The 23,941-nt window shown below is 69.2% G+C and carries 21 protein-coding genes and 2 tRNA genes; 18 read left to right on the forward strand and 5 right to left on the reverse strand.

Going from position 1 to position 23,941, the window contains the following annotated elements:
• The first annotated feature begins 49 nt into the window (after positions 1-49).
• The 6 genes from AB0O65_RS11970 to AB0O65_RS11995 all read left to right on the forward strand — a co-directional run bounded on the left by AB0O65_RS11970 (position 50) and on the right by AB0O65_RS11995 (position 6,774).
• Positions 50-1,336 carry an aspartate kinase gene (locus tag AB0O65_RS11970; protein WP_071643866.1) on the forward strand — a complete coding sequence of 429 codons (1,287 nt, stop codon included), beginning with the start codon at positions 50-52 and terminating at the stop codon, positions 1,334-1,336.
• A gap of 135 nt (positions 1,337-1,471) precedes the next feature.
• Positions 1,472-2,545 carry an aspartate-semialdehyde dehydrogenase gene (locus AB0O65_RS11975; protein ID WP_191712814.1) on the forward strand — a complete coding sequence of 358 codons (1,074 nt, stop codon included), beginning with the start codon at positions 1,472-1,474 and terminating at the stop codon, positions 2,543-2,545.
• A 73-nt stretch (positions 2,546-2,618) separates the two neighbouring features.
• On the forward strand, positions 2,619-4,091 hold the full coding sequence (locus AB0O65_RS11980; protein WP_363385385.1) for a malate:quinone oxidoreductase: 1,473 nt from the start codon (positions 2,619-2,621) through the stop codon (positions 4,089-4,091).
• 10 nt (positions 4,092-4,101) lie between these two features.
• The gene (locus tag AB0O65_RS11985; RefSeq protein ID WP_071643756.1) at positions 4,102-4,722 is read left to right on the forward strand and encodes a thymidine kinase; all 621 of its coding nucleotides are present in this window, start codon (positions 4,102-4,104) and stop codon (positions 4,720-4,722) included.
• Between the two features lie 58 nt (positions 4,723-4,780).
• The gene (locus AB0O65_RS11990; RefSeq protein ID WP_071643754.1) at positions 4,781-5,491 is read left to right on the forward strand and encodes a GntR family transcriptional regulator; all 711 of its coding nucleotides are present in this window, start codon (positions 4,781-4,783) and stop codon (positions 5,489-5,491) included.
• Positions 5,492-5,517: 26 nt separating this feature from the next.
• Entirely contained in the window at positions 5,518-6,774 is a 1,257-nt protein-coding gene (locus AB0O65_RS11995) for an alpha-hydroxy acid oxidase (protein WP_313480131.1), read from the forward strand.
• Between the two features lie 9 nt (positions 6,775-6,783).
• Here the strand turns inward: AB0O65_RS11995 and AB0O65_RS12000 are convergent, their stop codons facing one another.
• From AB0O65_RS12000 to AB0O65_RS12015, 4 genes are all read right to left on the reverse strand, one after another.
• Positions 6,784-7,557, reverse strand: a complete 774-nt coding sequence (locus AB0O65_RS12000) for an HAD-IIB family hydrolase (RefSeq protein WP_313480132.1) — start codon at positions 7,555-7,557, stop codon at positions 6,784-6,786.
• A gap of 123 nt (positions 7,558-7,680) precedes the next feature.
• Positions 7,681-7,754: transfer RNA gene (locus AB0O65_RS12005), tRNA-Pro, on the reverse strand.
• 68 nt (positions 7,755-7,822) lie between these two features.
• The gene (locus AB0O65_RS12010; protein WP_071643750.1) at positions 7,823-8,758 is read right to left on the reverse strand and encodes a metallophosphoesterase; all 936 of its coding nucleotides are present in this window, start codon (positions 8,756-8,758) and stop codon (positions 7,823-7,825) included.
• Entirely contained in the window at positions 8,755-11,352 is a 2,598-nt protein-coding gene (locus AB0O65_RS12015; RefSeq protein WP_363385390.1) for a transglycosylase domain-containing protein, read from the reverse strand. Before AB0O65_RS12015 ends, AB0O65_RS12010 begins: the two co-directional genes overlap by 4 nt.
• An 84-nt stretch (positions 11,353-11,436) precedes the next feature.
• Here AB0O65_RS12015 and AB0O65_RS12020 point away from each other — a divergent pair, with 84 nt between their 5' ends.
• Both AB0O65_RS12020 and AB0O65_RS12025 read left to right on the forward strand, forming a co-directional pair.
• Positions 11,437-11,661 (forward strand): hypothetical protein, encoded by a 225-nt coding sequence (locus AB0O65_RS12020; RefSeq protein WP_071643745.1) that lies wholly within the window; start codon positions 11,437-11,439, stop codon positions 11,659-11,661.
• A complete protein-coding gene (locus AB0O65_RS12025; RefSeq protein WP_363385393.1) occupies positions 11,658-12,116 on the forward strand; it encodes a RidA family protein in 459 nt (152 codons plus the stop codon). Before AB0O65_RS12020 ends, AB0O65_RS12025 begins: the two co-directional genes overlap by 4 nt.
• A 74-nt stretch (positions 12,117-12,190) precedes the next feature.
• On the opposite strand, the gene acs is transcribed toward AB0O65_RS12025, so the two are convergent.
• On the reverse strand, positions 12,191-14,161 hold the full coding sequence (gene acs, locus AB0O65_RS12030) for an acetate--CoA ligase (RefSeq protein WP_363385396.1): 1,971 nt from the start codon (positions 14,159-14,161) through the stop codon (positions 12,191-12,193).
• Positions 14,162-14,541: 380 nt separating this feature from the next.
• Between acs and AB0O65_RS12035 the strand changes: the two genes are divergently transcribed.
• The 10 genes from AB0O65_RS12035 to AB0O65_RS12080 all read left to right on the forward strand — a co-directional run bounded on the left by AB0O65_RS12035 (position 14,542) and on the right by AB0O65_RS12080 (position 23,927).
• Entirely contained in the window at positions 14,542-15,537 is a 996-nt protein-coding gene (locus tag AB0O65_RS12035; protein ID WP_363385399.1) for a TadA family conjugal transfer-associated ATPase, read from the forward strand.
• Positions 15,531-16,430 carry a type II secretion system F family protein gene (locus AB0O65_RS12040; protein ID WP_363385402.1) on the forward strand — a complete coding sequence of 300 codons (900 nt, stop codon included), beginning with the start codon at positions 15,531-15,533 and terminating at the stop codon, positions 16,428-16,430. The genes AB0O65_RS12035 and AB0O65_RS12040 overlap by 7 nt, the downstream gene beginning before the upstream one ends.
• A gap of 45 nt (positions 16,431-16,475) precedes the next feature.
• Positions 16,476-16,688, forward strand: coding sequence for a DUF4244 domain-containing protein (locus tag AB0O65_RS12045; protein ID WP_071643739.1), 213 nt, complete (start codon positions 16,476-16,478; stop codon positions 16,686-16,688).
• Positions 16,688-17,041 carry a TadE family type IV pilus minor pilin gene (locus AB0O65_RS12050; RefSeq protein WP_363385405.1) on the forward strand — a complete coding sequence of 118 codons (354 nt, stop codon included), beginning with the start codon at positions 16,688-16,690 and terminating at the stop codon, positions 17,039-17,041. The genes AB0O65_RS12045 and AB0O65_RS12050 overlap by 1 nt, the downstream gene beginning before the upstream one ends.
• 43 nt (positions 17,042-17,084) lie before the next feature.
• A complete protein-coding gene (locus tag AB0O65_RS12055; protein ID WP_363385408.1) occupies positions 17,085-17,411 on the forward strand; it encodes an Rv3654c family TadE-like protein in 327 nt (108 codons plus the stop codon).
• A 109-nt stretch (positions 17,412-17,520) separates the two neighbouring features.
• The gene (gene topA, locus AB0O65_RS12060) at positions 17,521-20,382 is read left to right on the forward strand and encodes a type I DNA topoisomerase (protein WP_363385411.1); all 2,862 of its coding nucleotides are present in this window, start codon (positions 17,521-17,523) and stop codon (positions 20,380-20,382) included.
• Complete coding sequence (tmk, locus tag AB0O65_RS12065; RefSeq protein ID WP_071643732.1) at positions 20,379-21,008, forward strand: dTMP kinase; 630 nt, start codon at positions 20,379-20,381, stop codon at positions 21,006-21,008. Before topA ends, tmk begins: the two co-directional genes overlap by 4 nt.
• Before the next feature lie 48 nt (positions 21,009-21,056).
• Entirely contained in the window at positions 21,057-22,214 is a 1,158-nt protein-coding gene (locus AB0O65_RS12070) for a DNA polymerase III subunit delta' (protein ID WP_071643730.1), read from the forward strand.
• Positions 22,211-23,773, forward strand: a complete 1,563-nt coding sequence (locus AB0O65_RS12075) for an alpha/beta hydrolase (protein ID WP_363385415.1) — start codon at positions 22,211-22,213, stop codon at positions 23,771-23,773. Before AB0O65_RS12070 ends, AB0O65_RS12075 begins: the two co-directional genes overlap by 4 nt.
• An 82-nt stretch (positions 23,774-23,855) precedes the next feature.
• Positions 23,856-23,927: transfer RNA gene (locus AB0O65_RS12080), tRNA-Thr, on the forward strand.
• Positions 23,928-23,941: the final 14 nt, after the last annotated feature.

A 23,941-nucleotide genomic window follows, 5' to 3' on the forward strand; every position in this document is an offset into this window, starting at 1 on the left:
TTTGTAGAATGAGCCTGGGCGGATCCGCCCTTCGTCCCCGGGAGTGATCGTGGCCCTGATCGTGCAGAAGTACGGCGGTTCGTCCGTCGCCGACGCGGAGAGCATCAAGCGCGTCGCCAAGCGCATCGTCGACACCCGTCGTGCCGGTCACGACGTCGTCGTCGCCGTCAGCGCGATGGGCGACACGACCGACGAGATGCTCGACCTCGCGCACGAGGTGGCGCCGATCCCCGCCCCGCGCGAACTGGACATGCTGCTGTCGAGCGGTGAGCGCATCTCGATGGCGCTGCTCGCCATGGCGATCCACTCGATGGGCTTCGAGGCACGGTCGTTCACCGGCAGCCAGGCCGGCATGATCACCGACTCGCATCACGGCAAGGCACGCATCGTGGATGTCACCCCGGTGCGCCTGCGGGAGGCGCTCGATGAGGGCGCGATCGTCATCGTGGCCGGCTTCCAGGGGTTCAATCGCGACACCCGCGACATCACGACGCTGGGACGTGGCGGCTCCGACACCACCGCCGTCGCCCTCGCCGCCGCCCTGAACGCCGATGTCTGCGAGATCTACAGCGACGTCGACGGCATCTACACCGCTGACCCGCGCGTGATCCCGCGGGCCCGCAAGCTCGAGCAGGTCTCCAGCGAGGAGATGCTCGAGCTCGCCGCCAACGGCGCCAAGGTGCTCTACATCCGCGCCGTCGAATACGCCCGCCGTCACGGTGTGCTCATCCACGCCCGCTCGACCTTCTCGTCGGCCGAGGGCACGTACGTTCTGGGCGCGGGCATGAAGAACCCGCGCGCCACCGAGGGAGAAGCCATGGAAGAACCGATCGTCGCCGGAGTCGCCACCGACCTCAGCCAGGCAAAGATCACCGTCGCCGGTGTGCCCGATGTGCCGGGCAAGGCCGCCGAGATCTTCAAGATCGTCTCGAAGGCCGGCGCGAACGTCGACATGATCGTGCAGAACGTCTCTGCGGCATCCACCGGCCGCACCGACATCTCCTTCACGCTGCCCAAGGCCGATGCCCCGACGACGCTCAAGGCGCTCGCCGCTGAGCAGAGCGAGGTCGGCTTCGAGAGCCTGCTGCACGACGACCAGATCGGCAAGCTGTCGGTCGTGGGCGCCGGGATGCGCACGCACTCCGGCGTCTCGGAGATCCTCTTCGAGGCGCTCAGCGCCGGCGGCATCAACATCGAGATGATCTCCACCTCCGAGATCCGCATCTCGGTCGTGCTCCGCGGCGACGACCTCGCCGAGGCCGCGCGCACCGTGCACAGCGCCTACGGCCTCGACAGCGAGATCGAGGCGGTCGTGCACGCCGGCACCGGCCGCTGACCTCGCCTCTGAAATGCCGGACCCGCAGCCGTCGGCGACCGGATAGACTCACCGCAACCCTGACATCGGTGCCAGGCGCAGCGTCCGCACCCTGGGGCTGAGCCTGGCGCATCGCCTGCACGCCAAGGATCCCCCATGACCCGTATCTCCGATTCCGGACTCTCGATCGCCATCGTCGGCGCGACCGGCCAGGTCGGCACCGTGATGCGCGACATCCTCATCGAGCGCTCGTTCCCGGTGCGCGAGCTGCGGCTGTTCGCCTCCGCCCGCTCCGCCGGCACCACCATCGACTTCGGCGGTGTCGACGTGATCGTCGAGGACGTCGAGACCGCGGATGCCTCGGGCATCGACATCGCGCTGTTCTCCGCAGGTGCGACGGCCAGCCGCGCCTACGCGGCGACGTTCGCCGCGGCGGGCGCCGTCGTCGTCGACAACTCCAGCGCCTGGCGGATGGACCCGGAGGTTCCGCTGGTGGTGAGCGAGGTGAACCCGGATGCCATCGACGAGCGGCCCAAGGGCATCATCGCCAACCCGAACTGCACCACCATGGCTGCCATGCCCGTGCTGAAGGCGCTGCATGCCGAGGCGGGCCTCGAGCGTCTCATCGTCAGCACCTACCAGGCGGTGTCCGGCTCGGGTATCGCCGGTGCGGAGGAGCTGCTCGGCCAGGTCGAGGGCGTGCTCGCCCAGGGCGACACGCTGCGCCTCGTGCACGACGGATCCGCGGTGGACTTCCCGGCCCCGGAGAAGTATGTCGCGCCGATCGCTTTCGATGTCATCCCGCTCGCCGGCTCCATCGTCGACGACGGCGACAACGAGACCGACGAGGAGAAGAAGCTCCGCAACGAGAGCCGCAAGATCCTGGGTCTTCCCGACCTGCGCGTCGCAGGCACCTGCGTTCGGGTTCCCGTCTTCACCGGACATTCGCTGTCGATCCACGCCGAGTTCGCGCGGGACATCACCCCCGATCGTGCGCGCGAGGTGCTGGCATCCGCCCCCGGTGTGGTGCTCGACGAGGTGCCGACCCCGCTGCAGGCGGCGGGCAAGGACCCGAGCTTCGTCGGCCGCATCCGCGCCGACCAGTCCGCCCCCGAGGGCAGGGGACTGGTGCTCTTCATCAGCAACGACAACCTGCGCAAGGGCGCGGCGCTCAACGCCGTGCAGATCGCCGAGGAGCTCGCCGAGCGCCTCGCGCCCGCCGCGCTCTGAGCCGCCCGGCCGGGGTGCTGGGCGCCCCGGTCCGGCGGAAATCCGCGCTGTTTCGGATGACTAGACTGTTCTGGTGACCGAAACCGTCGATGTCGTTCTGATCGGTGGGGGCATCATGTCCGCCACGCTGGGTACCCTGCTGCACGAGCTGCAGCCGGACTGGAAGATCGTCGCCTACGAGCGACTCGGCGACGTCGCCGAAGAGAGCTCCAACCCGTGGAACAACGCCGGCACCGGTCACGCCGCGCTGTGCGAGCTGAACTACATGCCGCAGGGCAAGGACGGCTCGCTCGACCCCGCCAAGGCGATCTCGATCAACGAGCAGTTCCAGCAGAGCCGCGAGTTCTGGTCGACGCTCGTCGGGCGCGGCATCCTCGACGGTCCGTCGACGTTCATCAACTCCGTGCCGCACATGACGTTCGTGCGCGGCGAGAAGGATGTGGCGTTCCTCAAGGCCCGCTACGAGGTGCTCAAGGATCAGCCGCTGTTCGAGGGCATCGAGTACAGCGAGGACTCGCGCGTCATCAACAGGTGGGCACCGCTGCTCATGCAGAAGCGCCGCAAGGGCGAGCCGTTTGCTGCGACCAGGGTGCCGTCCGGCACCGACGTCGACTTCGGCTCCCTGACGCACCAGCTCTTCGACCACCTCGCCGAGTCCGGGGTGCAGGTGCGCACCGACCACGAGGTGCGCAACCTCAAGCGTCAGGACGACGGCAGCTGGCTCGTCAAGTACCGCCACGTCATCGGTCGCACTCCCGGCGAGGTGAAGGCACGGTTCGTCTTCGTCGGCGCGGGGGGCTGGGCCCTCAAGCTCCTGCAGAAGAGCGGCATCCCCGAGATCAAGGGTTACGGCGTCTTCCCGATCGGGGGCCAGTGGCTGAAGACGACCGACCCGAAGCTCGTCGCGCAGCACCAGGCCAAGGTGTACTCGCAGGCCGCGATCGGTGCGCCGCCGATGTCTGTGCCGCACCTGGACACCCGCGTCGTCGACGGCGAGAAGTCGTTGATGTTCGGCCCGTTCGCGACGTTCAGCCCCAAGTTCCTCAAGCACGGCTCGATGCTGGACATCATCACTCAGGTGCGCCCGCACAACCTGTGGCCGATGCTGCGCGTCGCGTTCGCGAACCCGGATCTCATCACCTACCTGATCAGCGAGCTGGTGAAGAGCCACGGCAAGAAGGTCGACAACCTGCGCACGTTCGTCCCCACCGCGCGCGATGAGGACTGGGAGCTGATCCAGGCGGGTCAGCGCGCGCAGGTGATGAAGAAGGACCCCGAGAAGGGCGGCATCCTTCAGTTCGGAACCGAGGTCGTCGCGGCCGAGGACGGCACGATCGCCGGGCTGCTCGGCGCCTCGCCGGGTGCCTCGACCGCGGTGCCGATCATGCTCGGCCTTCTCAAGCGCTGCTTCCCCGAGCACTACGCCGGCTGGGAGCCGAAGCTCAAGGGCCTCATCCCGACGATGGGACGTCGACTCAACGACGATGCGGCGGCCGCCGAGAAGTCGATGAGCGAGACCGCGTCCGTCCTGTCGCTCACGGCCTGATCGCGCGACCGTGGCGAAGCTGTACTTCCGCTACGGCGCGATGAACTCCGGCAAGTCGACCGCCCTGCTGCAAGCCGCCTACAACTACGAGGAGCGCGGGCAGCGCGTGCTGCTGGCCAAACCGCAGATCGACACGAAGGGCGCGTCGCAGATCGAGAGCAGGCTCGGCATGACGCGCGAGGTGGACTTCCTCATCGGGCCGCACGACGAAGCCCGTGCGCTGTTCACCGGAGAACGCGAGCGTGTGCGCGGTGCGGGGCTGCAGTCCGCCGAGCCGCACGACGTCGCGTGCCTGCTGGTCGATGAGGCGCAGTTCCTGACGACGGATCAGATCGACGACCTGTTCCGCATCGCTGTGCTCGACGGCATCCCGGTGATGGCGTACGGCATCCGCAACGACTTCCGCACGCATGCGTTCCCCGGCTCAGCGCGTCTGCTGGCGGTCGCCCACTCGCTCGAGGAGCTCAAGACCATCTGCCGGTGCGGCCGGAAGGCGGTCTTCAACGGCCGGATGGTTGACGGCCGTTTCGTCTTCTCGGGTGACCAGGTCGCCATCGACGGTGCCGAGGTCACCTACGAGTCGCTGTGCGGCAACTGCTACCTGGACGAGTCCGGCGGCATGCTCGACTGAGGTCGTTTGCGTGGTCTGACCACACCGGGTAGCCTGTGGTCTGACCACAGGAGGACGGATGCCGGAGCTGAGCGCGACGCAGCGAGCCTGGCGCACGGTGCTCGAGCGCATCGAGGCCAGCCTGCTCGATGGCGAGGTGAAGCCCGGGGAGCGGCTGCCGTCGGAGCGCGACCTCGCGGCCGACCTCGGCGTGAGTCGCTCGAGTGTGCGCGAGGCGCTGCGTGTGCTCGAGGTGATGGGCTTGATCCGCACCGCCACGGGCTCCGGGCCGCAGGCGGGGGCGATCGTCACCGCCGTCCCGTCCGGCGGCATGTCCACCCTGCTGCGGCTGCAGATCGCCGCCCAGGGATTCCCTCTCGGCGACGTGCTGGACACCCGCCTCGCGCTCGAAGACGCGGTGGTCACACGCCTGAGCGCCGCCCCGGAGCGCGATTTGTCGGCCGTGCGCGCCACCCTGCAGGCGATGGATTCCGACCTCACCCCGCGCGAGTTCCTCGCGCTCGACGCCGAACTGCACGTCGCTCTCGCCCACGCATCCGGTAACACCGTGCTCGCCGCCATGATGGCGGGCCTGCGCACCGCCATCGAGTCGTACGTCCTCGCTGGCGCAGAGCGGATCGGCGATTGGGATGCCATGGCGGCGCGTCTGCGCGCCGAACATCACGCCATCGTCGACGCCGTCGCTCGAGGCGACGACGCACGCGCTCTCGTCCACGCCCATATCACCGGCTATTCCGCCGCCGCCGGGCTGCTGCCCGGCGCCCATTGACCCGCCCACCCGAGAGGAACCCGCCGATGGTCACCCGCCAGCTGCCCAAGCCCGCCGAGCTGCTCGAGCTCATGCAGTTCAAGAAGCCCGAATTCGACGGCCGCAAGCGCCGCCTGAACGCGGCGCTCACCATCGACGACCTGCGCACCATCGCCAAGCGCCGGACGCCCAAGGCCGCCTTCGACTACACCGACGGTGGTGCCGAAGGGGAGCTGTCGCTCTCGCGGGCGCGCCAGGCTTTCCAGGACGTCGAGTTCCACCCGGGCATCCTCAAGCCTGCTCCGGATGTCGACACCACGGTGGACATCCTCGGCGCACCGTCCGCGCTGCCCTTCGGTATCGCGCCCACCGGTTTCACCCGCCTGATGCAGACCGAGGGCGAGGTCGCCGGCGCCGGAGCGGCCGCGGCCGCCGGCATCCCCTTCACCCTGTCCACCCTCGGCACCACGTCCATCGAGGGTGTCCGTGACGTGACGCTTCGGGAGCCGCAGGGGCCGATCCCGGGCCGCAACTGGTTCCAGCTGTACGTGATGCGCGACCGCGAGATCTCCTACGAGCTCACCAGGCGCGCCGCCGCCGCCGGGTTCGATACGCTGCACTTCACCGTCGACACCCCCGTGGCGGGTGCGCGGCTGCGCGACAAGCGCAACGGGTTCAGCATCCCCCCGCAGCTCACGCTCGGCACGATCATCAATGCCATCCCGCGGCCCTGGTGGTGGTTCGATTTCCTCACCACCCCGAAACTGGAGTTCGCCTCACTGAGCAGCACCGGCGGAACCGTCGGCGAGCTGCTGGACGCGGCCATGGACCCCACCATCAGCTATGACGATCTCGCCGTGATCCGCGACCTGTGGCCGGGCAAGATCGTGATCAAGGGCGTGCAGAACGTCGAGGACTCTCTGCGTCTGCGCGACGCCGGCGTCGACGGCATCGTGCTGTCGAACCACGGGGGCCGTCAGCTCGACCGGGCACCCATCCCGTTCCACCTGCTGCCCGACGTCCGCAAGGCCGTCGGCGACGACTTCACGGTCATGATCGACACCGGGATCATGAACGGCGCGGACATCGTGGCCTCCGTCGCGCTCGGCGCGGATTTCACCCTCATCGGTCGCGCATACCTGTACGGACTGATGGCGGGCGGGCGAGCAGGCGTCGACCGCACCATCGAGATCCTGCGCGGCGAGATCGAGCGCACCATGCGGCTGCTGGGCGTCTCGACCCTGGCCGAACTCGAGGCCAAGCACGTCACCCAGCTGGCGCGGCTCGCGCCGATCCCGCGCTGACGCCTGCGCTCAGCGCGCGGCGGGGGAGGGAAGGGCGGCGATCAGGGCATCCAGCTTGTCGGCGGTGTCCTGCCAGCCGTCGACGGCGATCGAGCGCACGCCGATGGCCTGCACCGGATAGTCGTTGCCGCCCTCGTCGAGCCGGTCGCCGTAGAAGAGCATCTCGTCGAGACGGATGCCGGTGTGCTCGACGAGCTTCTGCATGCCGTACGCCTTGTCGATGCCGGCGCGAGTGATGTCGATCGACGTCGACCCTCCCGACCGCACCTCGAGGCCCGCAAGCCGTGGAGCGACGGCGTCGCGCAACGCGGCTCGACGCTCTCCGGTGGGGTCCCAGGCGTGCTTGGCGTCTCGCGGGGCGCGCTGACCGAGTGCGGAGAAGGTGATCTGCGAGCCGCGGTCCTCGAGGATGTCGCCCCACGGCTCCGCCTCCCACAGGCCCAGCCGCTCGGCCTCTTCCCGCAGCGCCGTGAGCGCGGCCGTCTTCTCGTCCTCGCTCAGGTCGTGCGCGTACACGGCGGCGAACGCGGTGCCGTCGTGGCGGAGGTAGCGGGTGCCGCAGGTGGGCAGCAGGTGCAGCCGAGAGCTCTCGTCGGCAGTCAGGCCGTCGAGGCGGCCGATGACCTGCGTGCGGAACTGCTGCTCGTTGCCGCCGGAGATGATCGCGACCTCCACCCGCCGCAGCAGCTCGCGGAGCAGATCCGCGATGCGGTCGTCGATCTCACCCTTCGACGGGGCGAGCGTGTCATCGAGGTCGAATGCGACCAGGCGGGGGTGCGTCATGATGATCCAGCCTATTGGGGTTGACGGCGGGCGATGCGCGGATTCTGCTGTCCCGCGCATCCACGGACATCGTGGGCAATGCAGAAAGGGACCCGCCTCCGGCGGATCCCTTTCTGCATGCTGTCGGGGTGACAGGATTTGAACCTGCGGCCTCTTCGTCCCGAACGAAGCGCGCTACCAAGCTGCGCCACACCCCGTGATTGCAACCGTTCAAGTCTACATGGCGCGCGGCGCGAGCACGAATCGCGCGCCGCGTCCGGGCGCGTCAGGATCGCGCGGTCAGTGTCAGCAGCGTCGCCTCCGGGCGACAGGCGAACCGGATCGGCGCGTGGATCGAATGACCGCAGCCGGCCGAGACGTTCAGCGGCACCGAGCGGCCACGGTGCGACCAGCTGCTCAGACCCTTCGCCTGCTTCAGTGGGATGTCGCAGTTGGCGACCAGCGCGCCGAAGCCGGGGAGGCACACCTGTCCGCCGTGGGTGTGTCCGGCGAAGAGCGCGTCCGCATCCAGAGCGACGAACGAGTCCAGCACACGCCGGTACGGCGCGTGGGCCACGGCGATGCGAGAACCGCCGGCGGGGGGCGCATCGAGCGATGCGATCGCGGAGGTGAGCGCGTCGAAGTCGTCCCAGCCGCGGTGCGGATCGTCGACGCCGACGAAATCGATGCTGTTGCCGCCGACGTCCATCCGCGCGGCCGTGTTGTTCAGATCGACCCACCCGAGCTCGTCGGTGAAGAACGCGTCCATCGCGGCGGTATCGAGCAGCTCAGGTTCGCCGTGCTCGAGGGAGGGGCCGCGGAAGTAGTTGAGCGGATTGCGTGGCGCGGGCGCGTGCACGTCGTTCGACCCGTGCACGAAGACGCCGGGGATGCCCGCGAACGGGGCGAGTGCCCGACGGATTCCGGCGAGGCCCTCCCGATGCCCGAGGTTGTCGCCCGTGTTCACGATCAGGTCGGGTTCGAGCTCGACGAGCGATGCGAGCCACTGCTGCTTGCGCCGCTGCCACGGCGCCATGTGCGCGTCGGAGATGTGCAGCACGCGCACCGGCGCGCTGCCCGGAACCAGAGCGGCGGCGGTGGTCTCGCGCACCGTGAACAGGTAGCGTTCGATGCCGACTCCCCAGACCGCAGCGCCGACGCCGACGGCCCCCACCGCGCCGAGCGCGATGAGGGCCGGGTGCGCGGCGACCCGACGGGTCACCCGTCGCTCGCACAGGTGAGCGTCACCGCGCTGCCTTCAGCGGCGGTGGCGTCGGCAGCGGGGTCCTGGCCGGTCACGGTCGACCCGTTCTTGCATCCCTCGCCCGAGACGCGGAAACCGGCGTCCTCCAGCGCAGCCTTGGCCTGGTTGTACTTCATCTTGGTGACCTTCGGCACTGTCTCACCCGCGTCGGGTGACGTCCCCGAACTCGGACGGAGCGTGATGGTCGCCCCGCCGGCCACTCGCCCGGCGCCGGGATTCTGCTCCGCCACCGTGCCCTTGGGCAGGGTGCTGTCGACAGCATCGCCGACCTGCACGGAGAACCCGGCCGAATCGAGGATCCGGGTGGCCTCGTCGATCGTCTTGCCGACCACGTCGGGGAGATCCTTCATCACGCGACGCGTGAGGTTGGAATCCGGTTCGGGGAACCGGTCCCCACCGTAGACGGCGTTCGCGGCCCGCTGGATGTCCCTCGCCAGCGGATAGCGAATGTCGTTGAGACGTGTCCCGTTCGCCCAGAAATCTCTCAAGTCCTTGCGACCGTCGACGTTCCCGACCCAGACCGCCGTCGTCACCTTGGTGCTCGACTCCACGAGCATCGTGTGCGACGTCTCAGCCGTGCCTGTCTTGCCGATGACCGGAATGCCGTCGTACGGATTCGCGCCCGTGCCCGTGCCGCCCTCCATGACCCCGCGCAGTGCGTAGGCGGCGGTGGCGGCGACCTCGGGTGTGATCACCTGCGTGCAGCTCGTCTTCGGAACCGGGATCTCATCGCCGTCCTGTCCGATGATCTTGTCGATGACGCGAGGTTCGCAGAAGATGCCCTTGTTGGCGACCGTGGTATAAGCGCCCGCCATCTGGATCGGGGCCACAGACTTCGAGCCGAGCACAGTGCCGAATGGGTCGTTGGGAGCCTCACCGTCCGTGGTGACGTCCCCCATGTTGCCGTAGTGGACACCGAGACGCTTGGCCATCTTGTTGATGTCACACAGATCCAGCTGCTTCGCCATCGCGAGGAAGCCGCTGTTCAGCGAAGCGGCGGTGAACCGACGCACGCTGCTGACCGAACCGCTTCCGTTTCCGAAGTTCTTGGACGAATTGTCACGGGTCAGGGTGTACGTGCCGCCGCACTGCGAGAACTGGCCTACGACGGGGTAGCGGCCGTCGAGCACCTCGTTGACCGAATGTCCCTCTTCCAACCACTGCAGGAGCGTGAACAGCTTCCATGTCGAACCGGTCTCGAACCCGTTCGTCGAGCCGTTGTGCTTCTTGTCCGCGGCGAAAACCTGCGACGACTGCCCGTTCGCCAGGCTCGCGTTCGCCGACTCGCTGAAGTCGGTGTTCTGCGCGATCGAAAGGATCCGGCCCGTGGACGCCTCGATCGAGACACCGGCACCGCCGACGAGGATGCCGGGCATCGAGGGCGGCACACGATCGCGCAGCGACTGCACGGCAGGACCCTGCACCCGCATGTCGAGCGAGGTGTAGATCTTCATGCCGCCGCGGCGCATGTTCTCCAGCCGCTTCTCCGGCGTCGCGCCGAACGCTTCGTCCGTCTCGACCACCGACTTCACGTACTGGCAGAAGTAGGCGTTGGTGCCTGCCGCCCCACAGCCCTGCGTGGTCTGCGTCAGATTCGGCTCGATCGGCGCCTCCACGGCGGCGTCGTGCTGCTCCTTGGTGATCTGCCCGTTCTTCAGCATCTGACCGAGAACGTAGTCACGGCGATCCTTCGTGGTGGCATATCCGTCGGCGGCGGTGTTGTGCGCGACGCCGTCCTTGTCGGTCCACGTGCCTTCCTCCGGCCGGTCGATGCGCAGCAGATTGGGTTCCTGAACCATGCCCGCCAGCGTCGCGGCCTGCACGAGCGTCACCTTGGCGGCGCTGGTGCCGAAGTAGCGGTTGGCTGCGGCCTCGATGCCGTAGGTGGTGCCGCCGAAGTTCGACACGTTGAGGTAGCCGAGCAGGATCTCGTTCTTGGAGTAGTCCTTCTCGATCTGCACCGCGTAGCGCATCTCCTGCAGTTTGCGCTCGATGCCCTCCGCGCCCTTCGACTGCGCTGCACCCTCGAAGCACTGCTGGATCTTGACGTCGTAGTCCTCGTCGTTCGGAGAGACTCCCTGCTCGCACTCCTGGATCAGCGCGTTCTTGACATACTGCTGCGTGATCGTGGACGCGCCACGAGAGGACGAGCCCGTGAAGTTCTCGACCGCGGCCTTCATGGTCTGCAGGAGATTGACGCCGCCGTGCTCGTAGAAGTTCTTGTCCTCACTCGAGAGGATCGCGTCGTACAGCAGCGGCGAGACCTGCTCGAACGTCACCGGCACCCGGTTCTGGTCGAAGAACTTCGCCAGCAGGAACGGCTTGCCGTCTTCGCCGGTTCCGTAGAACTCCGTCGGCTCCATGGGCGGGTTGGGGGTGAGGCTGTTCGGCAGGTTGTCGAAGATCGTCAGCGCCTGCGAACCCGTCACTCCGGCGACGGCGATGGCGGGAGTGACGGCTGCGGTGACCAGAACCCCGGCGACCGCGCTCAGGCCCACCAGGCCGAGCAGACCGCCGAGCACACCAGACAGCGTGCGTTTCGTTTGAGGCATACGCTGATGTTAAGGGAATTCCCTGAATAAGAGCCTCGACGCTTCGGCATCCCGTGCCGTTCGTCGCCGACGCACAGGAGTGCCATGATCACGTGGGAGTATCTGACCACGCCGCTGCTGATCCACAACACGGCGGCGATCCTCAACAACTGGGGCAAGCAGGGCTGGGAGCTCGTGCAGGTCGTCCAGGGGCCGGAGGGTGGCCTCGTCGCCTACCTGAAGCGTCCCATCACGCAGGACTCGACGGCCAACGCCGGGCTCGCGGCCGCCGCTGAGGCGTCGCGTCAGTTCGACGGAGCTCAGCAGTGAGCGTCGCCGCCCGACTCGACGAGCTCGGCATCGAGCTGCCGGCCGTCGCCGCACCCGTCGCCGCGTACGTCCCCGCCGTCGTGCACGGCGGCCTCGTCTACACGTCCGGTCAGCTGCCGTTCGTCGACGGCGCGCTGCCCGCGACCGGCAAGGTGGGCGCCGAGATCGATGCGGCGGATGCCCAGGGCTACGCCCGCACCTGCGCGCTGAACGCCCTCGCCGCGGCCGCGCAGGCCGCCGGCGGCATCGATCAGATCGCCGGCGTGCTGCGGGTGGGCGGCTTCGTGGCATCCGACCCGTCCTTCACCGGGCAGCCGGCCGTCGTCAACGGTGCCAGTGAGGTGCTCGGCGAGATCTTCGGCGACGCGGGAAAGCACGCCCGTGCCGCGGTCGGCGTCGCCAGCCTGCCGCTGGACACGCCCGTCGAGGTCGAGGTGACCTTCATCCTCGCGTGAGCCCGCTGACGGTTCCGGCATGAGCGAAGCGGCCCTCCGATCTCGATCGGAGGGCCGCTTCGCTGGTGTGCCGGCTACTTGACCTGGCTGGTGATGGTGCTCATCACCATGGTGTCGGCGAGCGTCGTCGTGTCGCCGACCTCGCGGCCCTCGGCGACGTCGCGCAGCAGACGCCGCATGATCTTGCCCGATCGGGTCTTCGGCAGCTCGTTCACGACGTACACATCGCGCGGACGGGCGATCGGGCCGATCTGCTCGGCGACCCAGCCCCGCAGCAGAGTCGCCAGGCCCTCCGGCGAATGCGCCTCGAGATAGCTCTGCTTGATGATCACGAAGGCGACCACCGCCTGGCCGGTGGTCTCATCCGACGCCCCCACGACGGCGGCCTCGGCGGTGGCCTCATGAGCGACCAGCGACGACTCGATCTCGGTCGTCGACAGGCGATGACCCGACACGTTCATCACATCGTCGACGCGGCCGAGCAGCCACAGATCGCCGTCCTCGTCCAGACGTGCGCCGTCACCGGCGAAGTAGTACCCCTTGTCCTTGAACTTGTCCCAGTAGGTCTCTTTGAATCGCTCCGGGTCGCCCCAGATGCCGCGCAGCATCGACGGCCATGGCTCGGTGATGACGAGCAGTCCGCCGTTGCCGTTGCCCACCTCGTTGCCGTCGTCGTCGGTGACGTCGATGGAGATGCCGGGGATGGGCACCTGGGCGGAACCGGGCTTGGTCGCGGTGATGCCGGGAAGAGGGGAGACCATGATCGCACCCGTCTCGGTCTGCCACCACGTGTCGACGATGGGGGTCCTGTCCGCGCCGATGACCTCGCGGTACCACATCCATGCCTCGGGGTTGATCGGCTCGCCCACCGAGCCGAGCAGGCGCAGGCTCGACAGGTCGAACTTCTGCGGGATCTGACGACCGAGCTTCATGAACGAGCGGATCGCCGTCGGCGCGGTGTAGAAGATCGTCACGCCGTACTTCTCGATCAGCTCCCACCACCGGCCGGGGTGCGGCGAGTCCGGCGTGCCCTCGAAGAGAACCTGGGTGGCGCCGTTGGCCAGCGGGCCGTACGCCACGTAGCTGTGCCCGGTGACCCAGCCGATGTCAGCCGTGCACCAGAAGACGTCGCTCTCAGGGTGCAGGTCGAAGACGTACTTGTGCGTGTAGGCGGCCTGCACCAGATACCCACCGGACGTGTGCAGGATGCCCTTCGGCTTTCCGGTCGTGCCTGACGTGTACAGGATGAACAGCGGGTTCTCGGCGGGGAAGGCCTGAGCCTCGTGCTCACCGGATGCCTGCGGCACGACATCGTGCCACCAGACGTCGCGCTCGTCGTCCCAGTCGACCTCGTTGCCCCCGCGCCTGACGACGAGCACGTGCTCGACGGTCTGCTGCTCGCCTTCGCCATTGCGGTCGCTGAGCGCCTGGTCGACGGCGGGCTTGAGGGCCGACACCTTTCCCTTGCGGTAGCCGCCGTCGGCGGTGATCACGAGCTTGGCTCCGGCGTCGTCGATCCGCGATCGCAGGCTGTCGGCGCTGAAGCCGCCGAACACGACCGAGTGGATGGCGCCGAGGCGAGCCACGGCGAGCATCGAGATGACCGCTTCGGGGATCATCGGCAGGTAGATGGCGACGCGGTCGCCCTGACCGACGCCGAGGTCCTGCAGCACGTTGGCGGCACGTTTCACCTCATCGGTGAGCTCGGCGTACGTGATGCGGCGCTCGTCGCCGGGCTCGCCCTCCCAGAGGACGGCCACCCGGTCGCCGTGACCTGCTTCCACGTGCCGGTCGAGGCAGTTGTATGCCACGTTGAGCTCGCCGTCGTCGAACCACTTCGCAAACGGCGGGTTCGACCAGTCGAGCACGCGCGTGAACGGCTTGTGCCAGTGGACGCTCTCCCTGGCCTGCTCGCCCCAGAAACCCTCGCGATCAGCGGCGGCCCGCTCGTAGAGGGCGGGGTCGTCGATCGACTGAGCGACGAACTCCTCTGACGGCGGGAATCTGCGGGCCTCGTCGAGGAGGTGGTCGATCTGGCTGCTCATGCACTCGCTCCTTTGCGCGGTCGGGTGATCGTGCCGAGACACGACCGTGACACGGCGAATCTAGTCCCGGCGCAGGGCGCGGCCTACTGTCGAAAGTCGGTAGTGGCGGGGGTTTGCCGCACCTCGCGAGCGGTGCGTACACTGACCTCAGCCGATTCGTATACGGCTTCAGCGCGCCCGGGTGCCCCCCCTCATCTCCGGGCCGCGCGTGGGCGGCACCTCATTCCCCCCGTGAGGTGCCGCCCGTCCGTCTGCGGACGCTCTGCCGCGCAGTCGTCTGCAGGGCCGGTCCGTCTGCACAGGGCAGGCCACGACGCAGTTGTGCACATCACGTGGGAATCCGGCCGCGCCGGGCGCCGACGCCCGCCTAACGTCGTCGCATGCCCGAACCGTTCGTCCTCCGAGCCCGACAGCCCGACGCGCACGCCGAGCACGCCGTCGTCGACGTGGATTCTGCCCTGGGTGCGCTCGCCGAGCATGTGCGCGACGCCGCCGTGACGGACATCTTCGTCAACGGCGCGGACGGTCTCTACGTCGATCGGGGCCGCGGTGCCGAGCGAGTGCCGACGTGGCGCGCGTCGGAGCGCGAGGTGCGCGACCTCGCGGTCGCCCTCGTCGCCGCCGGTGGGCGCCACCTCGACGATCAGTCGCCCTGCGTCGACGTGCGGCTCGCCTCCGGCATCCGCGTGCATGCCGTCCTCGCTCCGGTCTCGGTCACCGGCACGGCGCTGTCGGTGCGCATCCCCCGCGTGCTCGGCGCCGACCTCGCCGCGCTCGCCGCCACCGGAACATTCGGCGACGCGCAGCGCGTCTGGCTGGCGCGGCTGGTGCGCGAGCGGGCCAATGTGCTGATCACCGGCGGAACCGGCACGGGCAAGACCACGCTGCTCGCAGCCCTGCTGTCCGAGGTGGGCGAGGGGGAGCGGATCGTCACCATCGAGGACGTCGCGGAGCTGCGCCCCCGGCATCCGCATCACATCTCGCTCGAAGCGCGCCAGGCGAACCTCGAAGGCGCCGGCCGCATTACGCTCGCGATGCTCGTTCGTGAGTCGCTGCGCATGCGGCCCGACCGGCTCGTCGTCGGGGAGTGTCGTGGCGAGGAGGTGCGCGAGCTGCTGACCGCGCTGAACACCGGCCACGACGGCGGCGCGGGAACGCTGCACGCCTCAGGGCTGGCCGACGTGCCGGCACGCATGGAGGCACTCGGCGCGCTCGCGGGGATGGATGCCACGGCACTGGCTCGACAGGTGGTCAGCGCATTCACGGTCGTGCTGCATCTGGAGCGCGGCACGGACGGGCGGCGGCGCATCGCGCACGCGGGCAGATTCGTGCTGCGCGGCGATCGCCTGGCGATGGAGGAGGTGCAGCCGTGGTGAGGTGGCGGCGTCAGCGCCCGCATCAGAACGACCCGCAGCGGGCCGCTGCCGCGGTGCGCACGCTGGCCGTGCTGCTGCAGGCGGGAACCCGCCCGCACACCGCGTGGCGCCATCTCGCAGACACCGGCGACGCCGTCGCGGGTCGGATCGTCGCGCGGGTGGACGCCGGGGCCGAGCTCGTCGGCGCGATCGACGCGGAGAACGGGGTGTGGTCGGACGTCGCCGCAGCCTGGGAGATCGCGACCACCGTCGGTGCTCCGCTGGCCGACGTGCTGCGGGCGCTGTCGGAGTCGCTGCAGGATGCCGCCTCCGCCGCCGACGACGTGCGGGTCGCGCTTGCCGAGCCGACCGGGACCGCGCGACTGCTGCTCTGGCTGCCGTTCGCCGGACTGCTGCTGGGGTTCGCGCTCGGCTTCGACACGGTCGGCGTGCTGGTGAGCAACCCGTTCGGCATTGCCTGCGTCGTGCTCGGCACCGCTCTGGTTCTCGTTGCGCGCTGGTGGACCGGACGCATGGTCCGGGCCGCGCAGCCCGAGAGCGGCACCCCGGGCATGCACGCCGAACTGGTCGCGGTGGCGCTCGCCGGCGGCGTCGGCATCCCGCGGGCGCTGCGGCTCGTCGAGCACAGCCCGGCCGCGCTGTCGGACGATCGCAGCACCACGGACGCGGTGCTCGAGCTGTCGCGCTCCGCCGGAGTTCCGGCCGGCGAGCTGCTGCGCGCGACCGCCGCGCAGCAGCGCCACGAGTCGCGTGTACGAGGGCGCGTGCGCGCGGCCAGGCTCTCGTCGCAGCTGCTGCTGCCCCTGGGTGCATGCACGCTGCCCGCATTCCTCCTGCTCGGGGTCGCGCCGCTCATGCTCAGCGTGCTCGCCTCCACGCCCCTGCACATCTGACACGTCGAGGGCGAGAGTCGCCCCGCACAAGAGAGAAGGAACACCATGACCGCACCCTGCACCGACCCGCTGCCCCCGCTCACCAGAAGCCGAGCGGCCGAGCTGTTCACCGACGAGACAGGAGCCGCCACCGCCGAATACGCGATCACGACGATGGCCGCCGTGGCCTTCGCCGGTCTGCTCGTGGTGATCATGCGCTCCGACGAGGTGAGGGGCATCCTCACCGACCTCGTCCGACGGGCGCTCACGGTCGCCTGATGCCACGCTCTTCTCGCGAGCTCGGCGGAGACCGAGGGTCGGTCGCCGCCGAGCTCGCGGTCGCGCTGCCGGCGGTGCTCATCGCCATCGCGTTCGGTGTCGGGGCGCTCGCCGCCGCCGCCACGCAGGTCTCGCTGCAGGATGCCGCAGCCGACGCGGCCCGTCTGCTGGGGCGGGGCGAGACGTCTGCTCGAGCAGCCGCGGTGATCCGGGATGCCGTGGACGGCGCGTCATCGGCATCCCGGTCGGCGGGTGACCTCGTCTGCGTGACGGCATCCCTCGACATGCGCATCGGTCGGCTGATCTCGGTGCCGCTGAGCGCATCGAGCTGTGCCCTGGCCGGTGGGCTGTGACCTCCGCGCAGCCCTCCGCCCCGGGGCGGGAACGGTGTGCGGCATGAGCGGGACCGCGCTCGCCGCCGGCGTGGTCACGGTCGCGGCTGCCCTATCGCTCGGACTGGCTGCGGTGGGCGGCGCCGCCGTCACCGCGCAGCGCACGGCCGGAGCGGCCGACGCCGCAGCCCTCGCCGCAGCCGACGTCGTCTCCGGGGCCGTCGTCACCGGGGAGGACGCCTGTGCTCTCGCGGCGCGGGTTGCGGAAGCATCCGGATCGCGACTCGTCTCGTGCGCGGTCGACGCCCTCACGGCGACGGTGGAGGTCAGTTCCGCGTACTCTGGACTGGTCGCCGTCGCCCGCGCCCGAGCGGGGCCGCCGAAAAGCTGAACGTGCGACGCCCCTCGCACCGCCCGCGCGTCAGCCCACTCGTCTGACGAGCTCTCGGCTCACGCCGGGATCGCGGTGTGTATGGTGTGCTTCGAAGAAAGGACGCCCCTTGGCACAAGGCAAGAAGCTCGTCATCGTCGAGTCCCCGACGAAGATGAGGTCGATCCAGGGATATCTCGGTGACGACTACGAAGTGCTCAGCTCTGTGGGCCACATCCGCGACCTCGCCGACAAGAAGGACATCCCCGCCGAGGACAAGAAGGCGTACGGCAAGTACTCGATCGACGTCGAGAACGGCTTCGACCCCTATTACGTGGTGTCCGATCGGAAGACGAAGACGGTCGCCGAGCTGCGTCGCGCGCTGAAGAGCGCCGACGAGGTGCTGCTTGCCACGGATGAGGACCGCGAAGGCGAGGCCATCGCCTGGCATCTGCTCGAGACGCTCAAGCCGAAGGTGCCGGTCAAGCGCATGGTCTTCCACGAGATCACCAAGGACGCCATCCAGGCCGCCGTGGGCAACACGCGCGAGCTCGACCTGGCGCTCGTCGACGCACAGGAGACCCGTCGCATCCTGGACCGCCTGTACGGGTGGGACGTCTCACCGGTGCTCTGGTACAAGGTCAAGTCGGGTCTCTCTGCCGGGCGGGTGCAGTCGGCCGCCACGCGCATGGTCGTCGAGCGCGAGCGCGAGCGGATGGCTTTCGTCTCGGCCGAGTACTGGGACGTCGAGGCGCAGGCGTCGTCGACCGGCGCCGCGTTCGGCGTGCGTCTCGTGCGCGTCGACGGCGGGCAGCTGGCCCGCGGAACCGACTTCGACGACACCGGAAAGCTCAAGAAGGCCGTCGTCGTGCTCTCCGAGGCCGATGCCGAGGCGCTCGCCGCCGCCGTCGACGCCGCGGGCACCGCGACCGTCGCCAAGGTCGAGGCGAAACCCGGCACCCGCAGCCCCTACGCGCCCTTCACCACGTCCACGCTTCAGCAGGAGGCCGGACGAAAGCTCTCGATGAGTGCCAAGCAGGCGATGAGCGTCGCCCAGCGACTCTACGAGAAGGGGTACATCACCTATATGCGCACCGACTCGGTCGCGCTGAGCACGCAGGCGATCCAGGCCGCGCGCAGCCAGGCGGTCGCGCTGTACGGCGACTCGGCGGTGCCGCTGAAGCCTCGCGTGTACAAGTCGAAGAGCAAGAACGCCCAGGAGGCGCACGAGGCGATCCGTCCGTCGGGTGAGAGGTTCCGCACCCCGGCGTCGGTGTCCTCGGGGCTCGACCGCGAAGAGCAGCGCCTGTACGACCTGATCTGGAAGCGCACCGTCGCCAGCCAGATGTCGGATGCCAAGTACGAGACGACCACGATCACCCTCGAGACCGAGGCTGCCGGCAAGCAGGTCGAGTTCACCGCATCCGGAACGGTCTACACGTTCAAGGGCTTCCTCGAGGCGTACGAAGAGGGCCGCGACGAGAAGCGCAACGCGCAGGACTCGTCAGCCGACCAGTCGCTGCCGGCGGTCGCCGTCGGCGACGAACTGGCCATCGGCGAATCCGTCGCGAAGGGCCACCGCACCACGCCGAAGCCGCGCTACACCGAGGCGTCGCTCGTGAAGGCCCTCGAAGAGCACGGCATCGGCCGGCCCTCGACCTTCGCCAGCATCATCGGCACCGTCATCGATCGCGGATATGCGACCAAGCGCGGCCAGGCGCTCGTGCCCACGTGGCTGGCGTTCAGCGTGGTCCGGCTGCTGGAGCAGCACTTCGCCGACCTCATCGACTACGACTTCACCGCGGCCCTCGAAGACGACCTCGACGCCATCGCCCGCGGCGAGCAGAACCGCGTCGAATGGCTGAAGTCCTTCTACTACGGCTCCGAGAATCAGGTGGGCCTGCGACAGGTCGTCGACAACCTCGGCGAGATCGACGCGCGAGCGCTGAACTCGACGCGGATCACCGACGATGCGACCCTGCGGTTCGGCAAGTACGGTCCCTACCTGGAGGTCGTGGACCCGGCGAGCCCCGAGGCCAAGCCGCGCATCGTCAACGTGCCCGAGGACCTGGCGCCTGACGAGCTCACCGCCGACAAGGCGCGCGAGCTGATCGACGCACCCGTAGCCGGCGACCGCGTGCTCGGCGAGAACCCCGAGAACGGCAAGATCATCGTCGTCAAGGACGGCCGCTTCGGTCCGTACGTGCAGGAGAACGATCCGGTCTCCGACGACGATTCCGTCGACGAGGCGACCGGCGAGGTCGTCGACAAGCCGAAGAAGAAGACCAAGAAGGACGCAGCTCCGAAGCCGCGCACCGCGTCGCTGTTCCGGTCGATGTCGGTCGACACGATCGACCTCGACACCGCGCTGCAGCTGCTCAGCCTGCCCCGTGTGGTCGGTGCCGACCCTGCCACCGGTGAGGAGATCACCGCGCAGAACGGTCGATTCGGGCCCTACCTGAAGAAGGGGACGGACTCGCGCTCGCTGGAGAGCGAGTCGCAGATCTTCGACGTCACGCTCGAGCAGGCGCTCGAGCTGTACGCGCAGCCGAAGTACGGCGGGCGCAAGGCATCCAGCGCGCTGAAGGAGTTCGAGGCCGATCCGGTCAGCGGCAAGCCGATCCGCATCCGTGACGGCCGCTTCGGCGCCTACGTCACCGACGGCGAGACCAACGTCACGATCCCGCGGGGTCAGACGCCCGATGACGTGACGTTCGAGATCGCGGTGCAGATGCTCGCCGACAAGCGCGCGAAGGGACCTGCGGCCAAGCGGGGCGCCAAGAAGGCACCTGCCAAGAAGGCACCTGCCAAGAAGCCGGCCGCGAAGAAGCCGGCCGCGAAGAAGCCGGCGGCCGACAAGGCATCCGCGACGTCGGATGCCGAGAAGGCGGCTGCGCGTTCCGAGGCCGCGAAGAAGGCCGCGGCCACGCGCAAGGCGAACGCGATCGCGAAGGCGGATGCGGCGCGCGCAGCGGCCCGGGCAGGCTCGTGACCTCGGAACGGCCGGGACTGTGGATCACGCTGGAGGGCGGCGACGGCTCGGGCAAGACCACCCAGGCGGGCCTGCTCGCTGAGTGGATGCAGCAGCGCGGCCGCACCGTGCTGCGCACGCGCGAGCCCGGTGGCTCCGAGGTCGGCGTCCTGATCCGCGACATCGTGCTGCACCACCGCGGCGACATCGCGCCCCGGGCAGAGGCTCTGCTATACGCCGCCGACCGCGCGCACCATGTCGCGACGGTCGTGCGACCTGCGCTGGCGCGCGGAGAGATCGTCATCCAGGATCGCTATCTCGACTCGTCCGTCGCCTATCAGGGTGCCGGACGTGTGCTCGACGCGACCGAGGTGCGCGACCTCTCGCTGTGGGCGACCGAAGGCGCGCTGCCGGATCTGACGGTGCTTCTCGACCTCGATCCGTCGACGGCGCGGCGCCGGCTGGACGCCGAGGACAAGCCGTTCGACCGCCTCGAGGCGGAGAGGGAGGACTTCCACGCCCGCGTGCGATCGGCCTATCTCGCGCTCGCCGCAGCCGAGCCGCAGCGGTTCCTGGTCGTCGACGCCTCGCTCGACCCCGACGACATCGCCGTGCTGATCCGGGCGCGCATGTCGGTGATCGTCTGAGCACGCAGGGCATCGGCCGATGTCGGCCCCGCGGATAGGCTGGAGAGCATGACCGCCCTCGCCACCGCGCCGTTCCCCTGGACGGACGTATGGGGGCAGGATGCCGCCGTGCAGACCCTCCGCCAGGCCGCAGCCGATCCGGCGTCGCTCTCGCACGCCTGGCTGATCACCGGCCCCCCGGGCTCAGGGCGCTCCACGCTGGCGTACGCGTTCGCCGCCGCGCTGATCGCTGAGGATCCGAGCGATGAGGCCACGATGCGTCAGGTGCTCGCGCGAACCCATCCCGATGTCACGGCTCTGCGCACCGACAAGGTGATCATCACCATCGCCGAGGCCCGCGCACTGGTCGAGCGGTCGTACTTCGCGCCGTCCGCCGGACGCTATCGGGTGATCATCGTCGAAGACGCCGACCGCATGGTCGAGCGCACGTCCAACGTGCTGCTGAAAGCCCTCGAAGAACCGCCGGAGAAGACGGTGTGGGTGCTGTGCGCGCCCAGCGAGGCAGACCTGCTGCCCACCATCCGCTCGCGCGTGCGGGCCCTGCGGCTGCGCGAGCCCGACGTCGACGATGTCGCCCGGCTCGTCGCCGCACGCACCGGGGTCGACCCCGCAGTCGCCGAGCAGGCCGCCAGACACGCGCAGCGCCACATCGGAATGGCGCAGCGGCTGGCGACCGACGATGACGCACGCCGACGACGTGACGAGACGCTGCGCGCCGTGCTCGGCGTTCGCGGAGTCAGCACGGCCGTCGAGGTGGCCGGGCGGATCATCCAGGCCGCGACCGACGACGCGAAGGCGCTCACCGCCGAGCGCGACGCCGCCGAGCGGGCCGCACTGCTGCGCACCGTGGGCATCGCCGAAGGGCAGGCCGTTCCGACCGCGCTGCGCGCGCAGATCAGCGCCCTCGAAGACGATCAGCGCAAGCGCGCGACGCGCAGCCTGCGCGACGGGATCGACCGGGTGCTCACCGACCTCCAGTCGCTGTACCGTGACGTCGTCATGCTGCAGTTCGGGCGCGGTGACGAGCTGATCAACCGCGAACTGCGCGATGAGCTCGACCGCATCGCAGACGCGTGGTCGGTCGAGCGCACCATCATCGTGCTGGATGCGGTGGCCGCCACCCGCGAATCCCTCGAGCGCAACGTCGCACCCCTCCTCGCCGTCGAGAGTCTTCTCGTGACGGTCTCCAGCGGAAGGACCCCGTGAACCGAATCGTCAGGTCTCGATCCCTGCGCCCGCTGCGGCGCGCGGCCGCTGTGCTGGCGGGTCTCGCCGCTGCGTCGCTCGTGCTCTCCGGATGCCTCTACGCGCAGATCCCGGACGCACCGACCTCCATCTCCCGAGACCCCGACGCATCCGGCGTACCGGCCGAGCTGGAGCCGTACTACTCGCAGGCACTCGAGTGGGAGGCATGCGGAGCTCGGTTCGACTGCACCGAGGTCACGGCCCCGCGCGACTGGGAGGATCCGACGGCGGGCGACCTCACGCTCGCGCTGATCCGCCACCAGGCGACCGGAGAGTTCCAGGGGTCGCTTCTGATCAACCCGGGCGGCCCGGGCTCGAGCGCCTACGACTTCGTGGCACAGAGTCTGGAGTACGCCGTCGGACCCGACCTGATCGAGCGCTTCGACGTGATCGGCTTCGACCCGCGCGGCGTCGGCCGCTCGAGCGCGGTCGCCTGTCTCGACGCCGAGCAGATGGACGAGTACAACTACGGGGTGCTCGACGCTCCACGAGACACCCCCGAGTGGGAGGCGGAGATCACCGCGCGCAACCAGCATTACGCCGACGCGTGCGAGGCGAACAGCGACGGGCTGCTGCCCCACATCACGACGGTGAACTCGGCGCGCGACATGGATCTGATCCGAGCGGTGCTCGGCGACAAGACGCTGAACTACCTCGGCTACTCGTACGGCACCTTCCTCGGCGCCACGTACGCGAAGCTGTTCCCCGAACGCGCGCAGCGGCTGGTGCTCGACGGGGCGATCGACCCGTCCGTGCCGGGGCTGGACGTCGGCACGACGCAGGCTGTCGGCTTCGAGTCGGCGCTGCGCGCCTACCTCTCCGACTGCGTCTCGACCGCCGAGTGCCCGTTCAACGGCTCGGTCGATGAGGCCATCGCCGACTTCCAGGCGCTGCTGGCGACGGTGGCTCGGACGCCGATCGAGAACGGCGACGGGCGGATGCTGACCGTCGACACGATGATCACCGGCGTGATCACGGCGATGTACAGCGAGCAGAGCTGGCCGTATCTCACCCAGGGTCTCACCGCCGTGCTGCAGGGTGACCCGTCGGTGCTCTTCGCGCTCGCCGACAGCTACAACGGGCGCGAGCCCGACGGCACCTACGCCGACAACTCCTCCGAGGCGTTCCGGGCCTACAACTGCATGGACTACCCCGTCGAGGACGACCCGGCCGCGGAGGCTGCGGCGATCGCGAAGATCGAGAAGCTCGCGCCGACGTTCGCCCCGTACTGGCAGGGCCCCGATCCGTGCGAGGTGTGGCCGTACCCGCCGGTCGGCGTGCGTGAGCCGATCGCCGCGACAGGCTCGGGGCCGATCGTCGTGGTCGGGACGACCAACGACCCGGCGACGCCCTACGAGTGGTCGGAGTCTCTCGCGCAGCAGCTCGAGAACGGGGTGCTCGTCACCCGAGTGGGGGAGGGGCACACCGGCTACAACAAGGGCAGCAGCTGTGTCGACGACGCGGTGGAGAGCTTCCTCATCGACGGGACGGTTCCCGACGACGGCCTGCGCTGCGAGTGAGCATCGTGCGGCGCCTGCCCGGTTTCGCGCGCGCCCGATCGTCGTAGTAGGATCGTTTCCTGTGCCGCAGTCCGCTGCGCACGCCACCTTAGCTCAGTGGTAGAGCATCCCACTCGTAATGGGAAGGCCGTCAGTTCGATCCTGACAGGTGGCTCAGATCGGGCCCGG

The organism is Microbacterium sp. NPDC077391 (assembly GCF_040686955.1).
Lineage (GTDB): Bacteria > Actinomycetota > Actinomycetes > Actinomycetales > Microbacteriaceae > Microbacterium > Microbacterium commune.

Excerpts from the sequence above, each read along its gene's own strand:
- AB0O65_RS12015 (WP_363385390.1), bottom strand. The coding sequence starts at position 11,352 with ATGCCTCAAACGAAACGCACGCTGTCTGGTGTGCTCGGCGGTCTGCTC.
- AB0O65_RS11990 (WP_071643754.1), top strand. The coding sequence starts at position 4,781 with ATGCCGGAGCTGAGCGCGACGCAGCGAGCCTGGCGCACGGTGCTCGAG.
- AB0O65_RS12035 (WP_363385399.1), top strand. The coding sequence starts at position 14,542 with ATGCCCGAACCGTTCGTCCTCCGAGCCCGACAGCCCGACGCGCACGCC.
- AB0O65_RS12000 (WP_313480132.1), bottom strand. The coding sequence starts at position 7,557 with ATGACGCACCCCCGCCTGGTCGCATTCGACCTCGATGACACGCTCGCC.
- AB0O65_RS12070 (WP_071643730.1), top strand. The coding sequence starts at position 21,057 with ATGACCGCCCTCGCCACCGCGCCGTTCCCCTGGACGGACGTATGGGGG.
- acs (WP_363385396.1), bottom strand. The coding sequence starts at position 14,161 with ATGAGCAGCCAGATCGACCACCTCCTCGACGAGGCCCGCAGATTCCCG.
- AB0O65_RS12055 (WP_363385408.1), top strand. The coding sequence starts at position 17,085 with ATGAGCGGGACCGCGCTCGCCGCCGGCGTGGTCACGGTCGCGGCTGCC.
- AB0O65_RS11995 (WP_313480131.1), top strand. The coding sequence starts at position 5,518 with ATGGTCACCCGCCAGCTGCCCAAGCCCGCCGAGCTGCTCGAGCTCATG.
- AB0O65_RS12020 (WP_071643745.1), top strand. The coding sequence starts at position 11,437 with ATGATCACGTGGGAGTATCTGACCACGCCGCTGCTGATCCACAACACG.
- AB0O65_RS11975 (WP_191712814.1), top strand. The coding sequence starts at position 1,472 with ATGACCCGTATCTCCGATTCCGGACTCTCGATCGCCATCGTCGGCGCG.
- AB0O65_RS12050 (WP_363385405.1), top strand. The coding sequence starts at position 16,688 with ATGCCACGCTCTTCTCGCGAGCTCGGCGGAGACCGAGGGTCGGTCGCC.
- AB0O65_RS12045 (WP_071643739.1), top strand. The coding sequence starts at position 16,476 with ATGACCGCACCCTGCACCGACCCGCTGCCCCCGCTCACCAGAAGCCGA.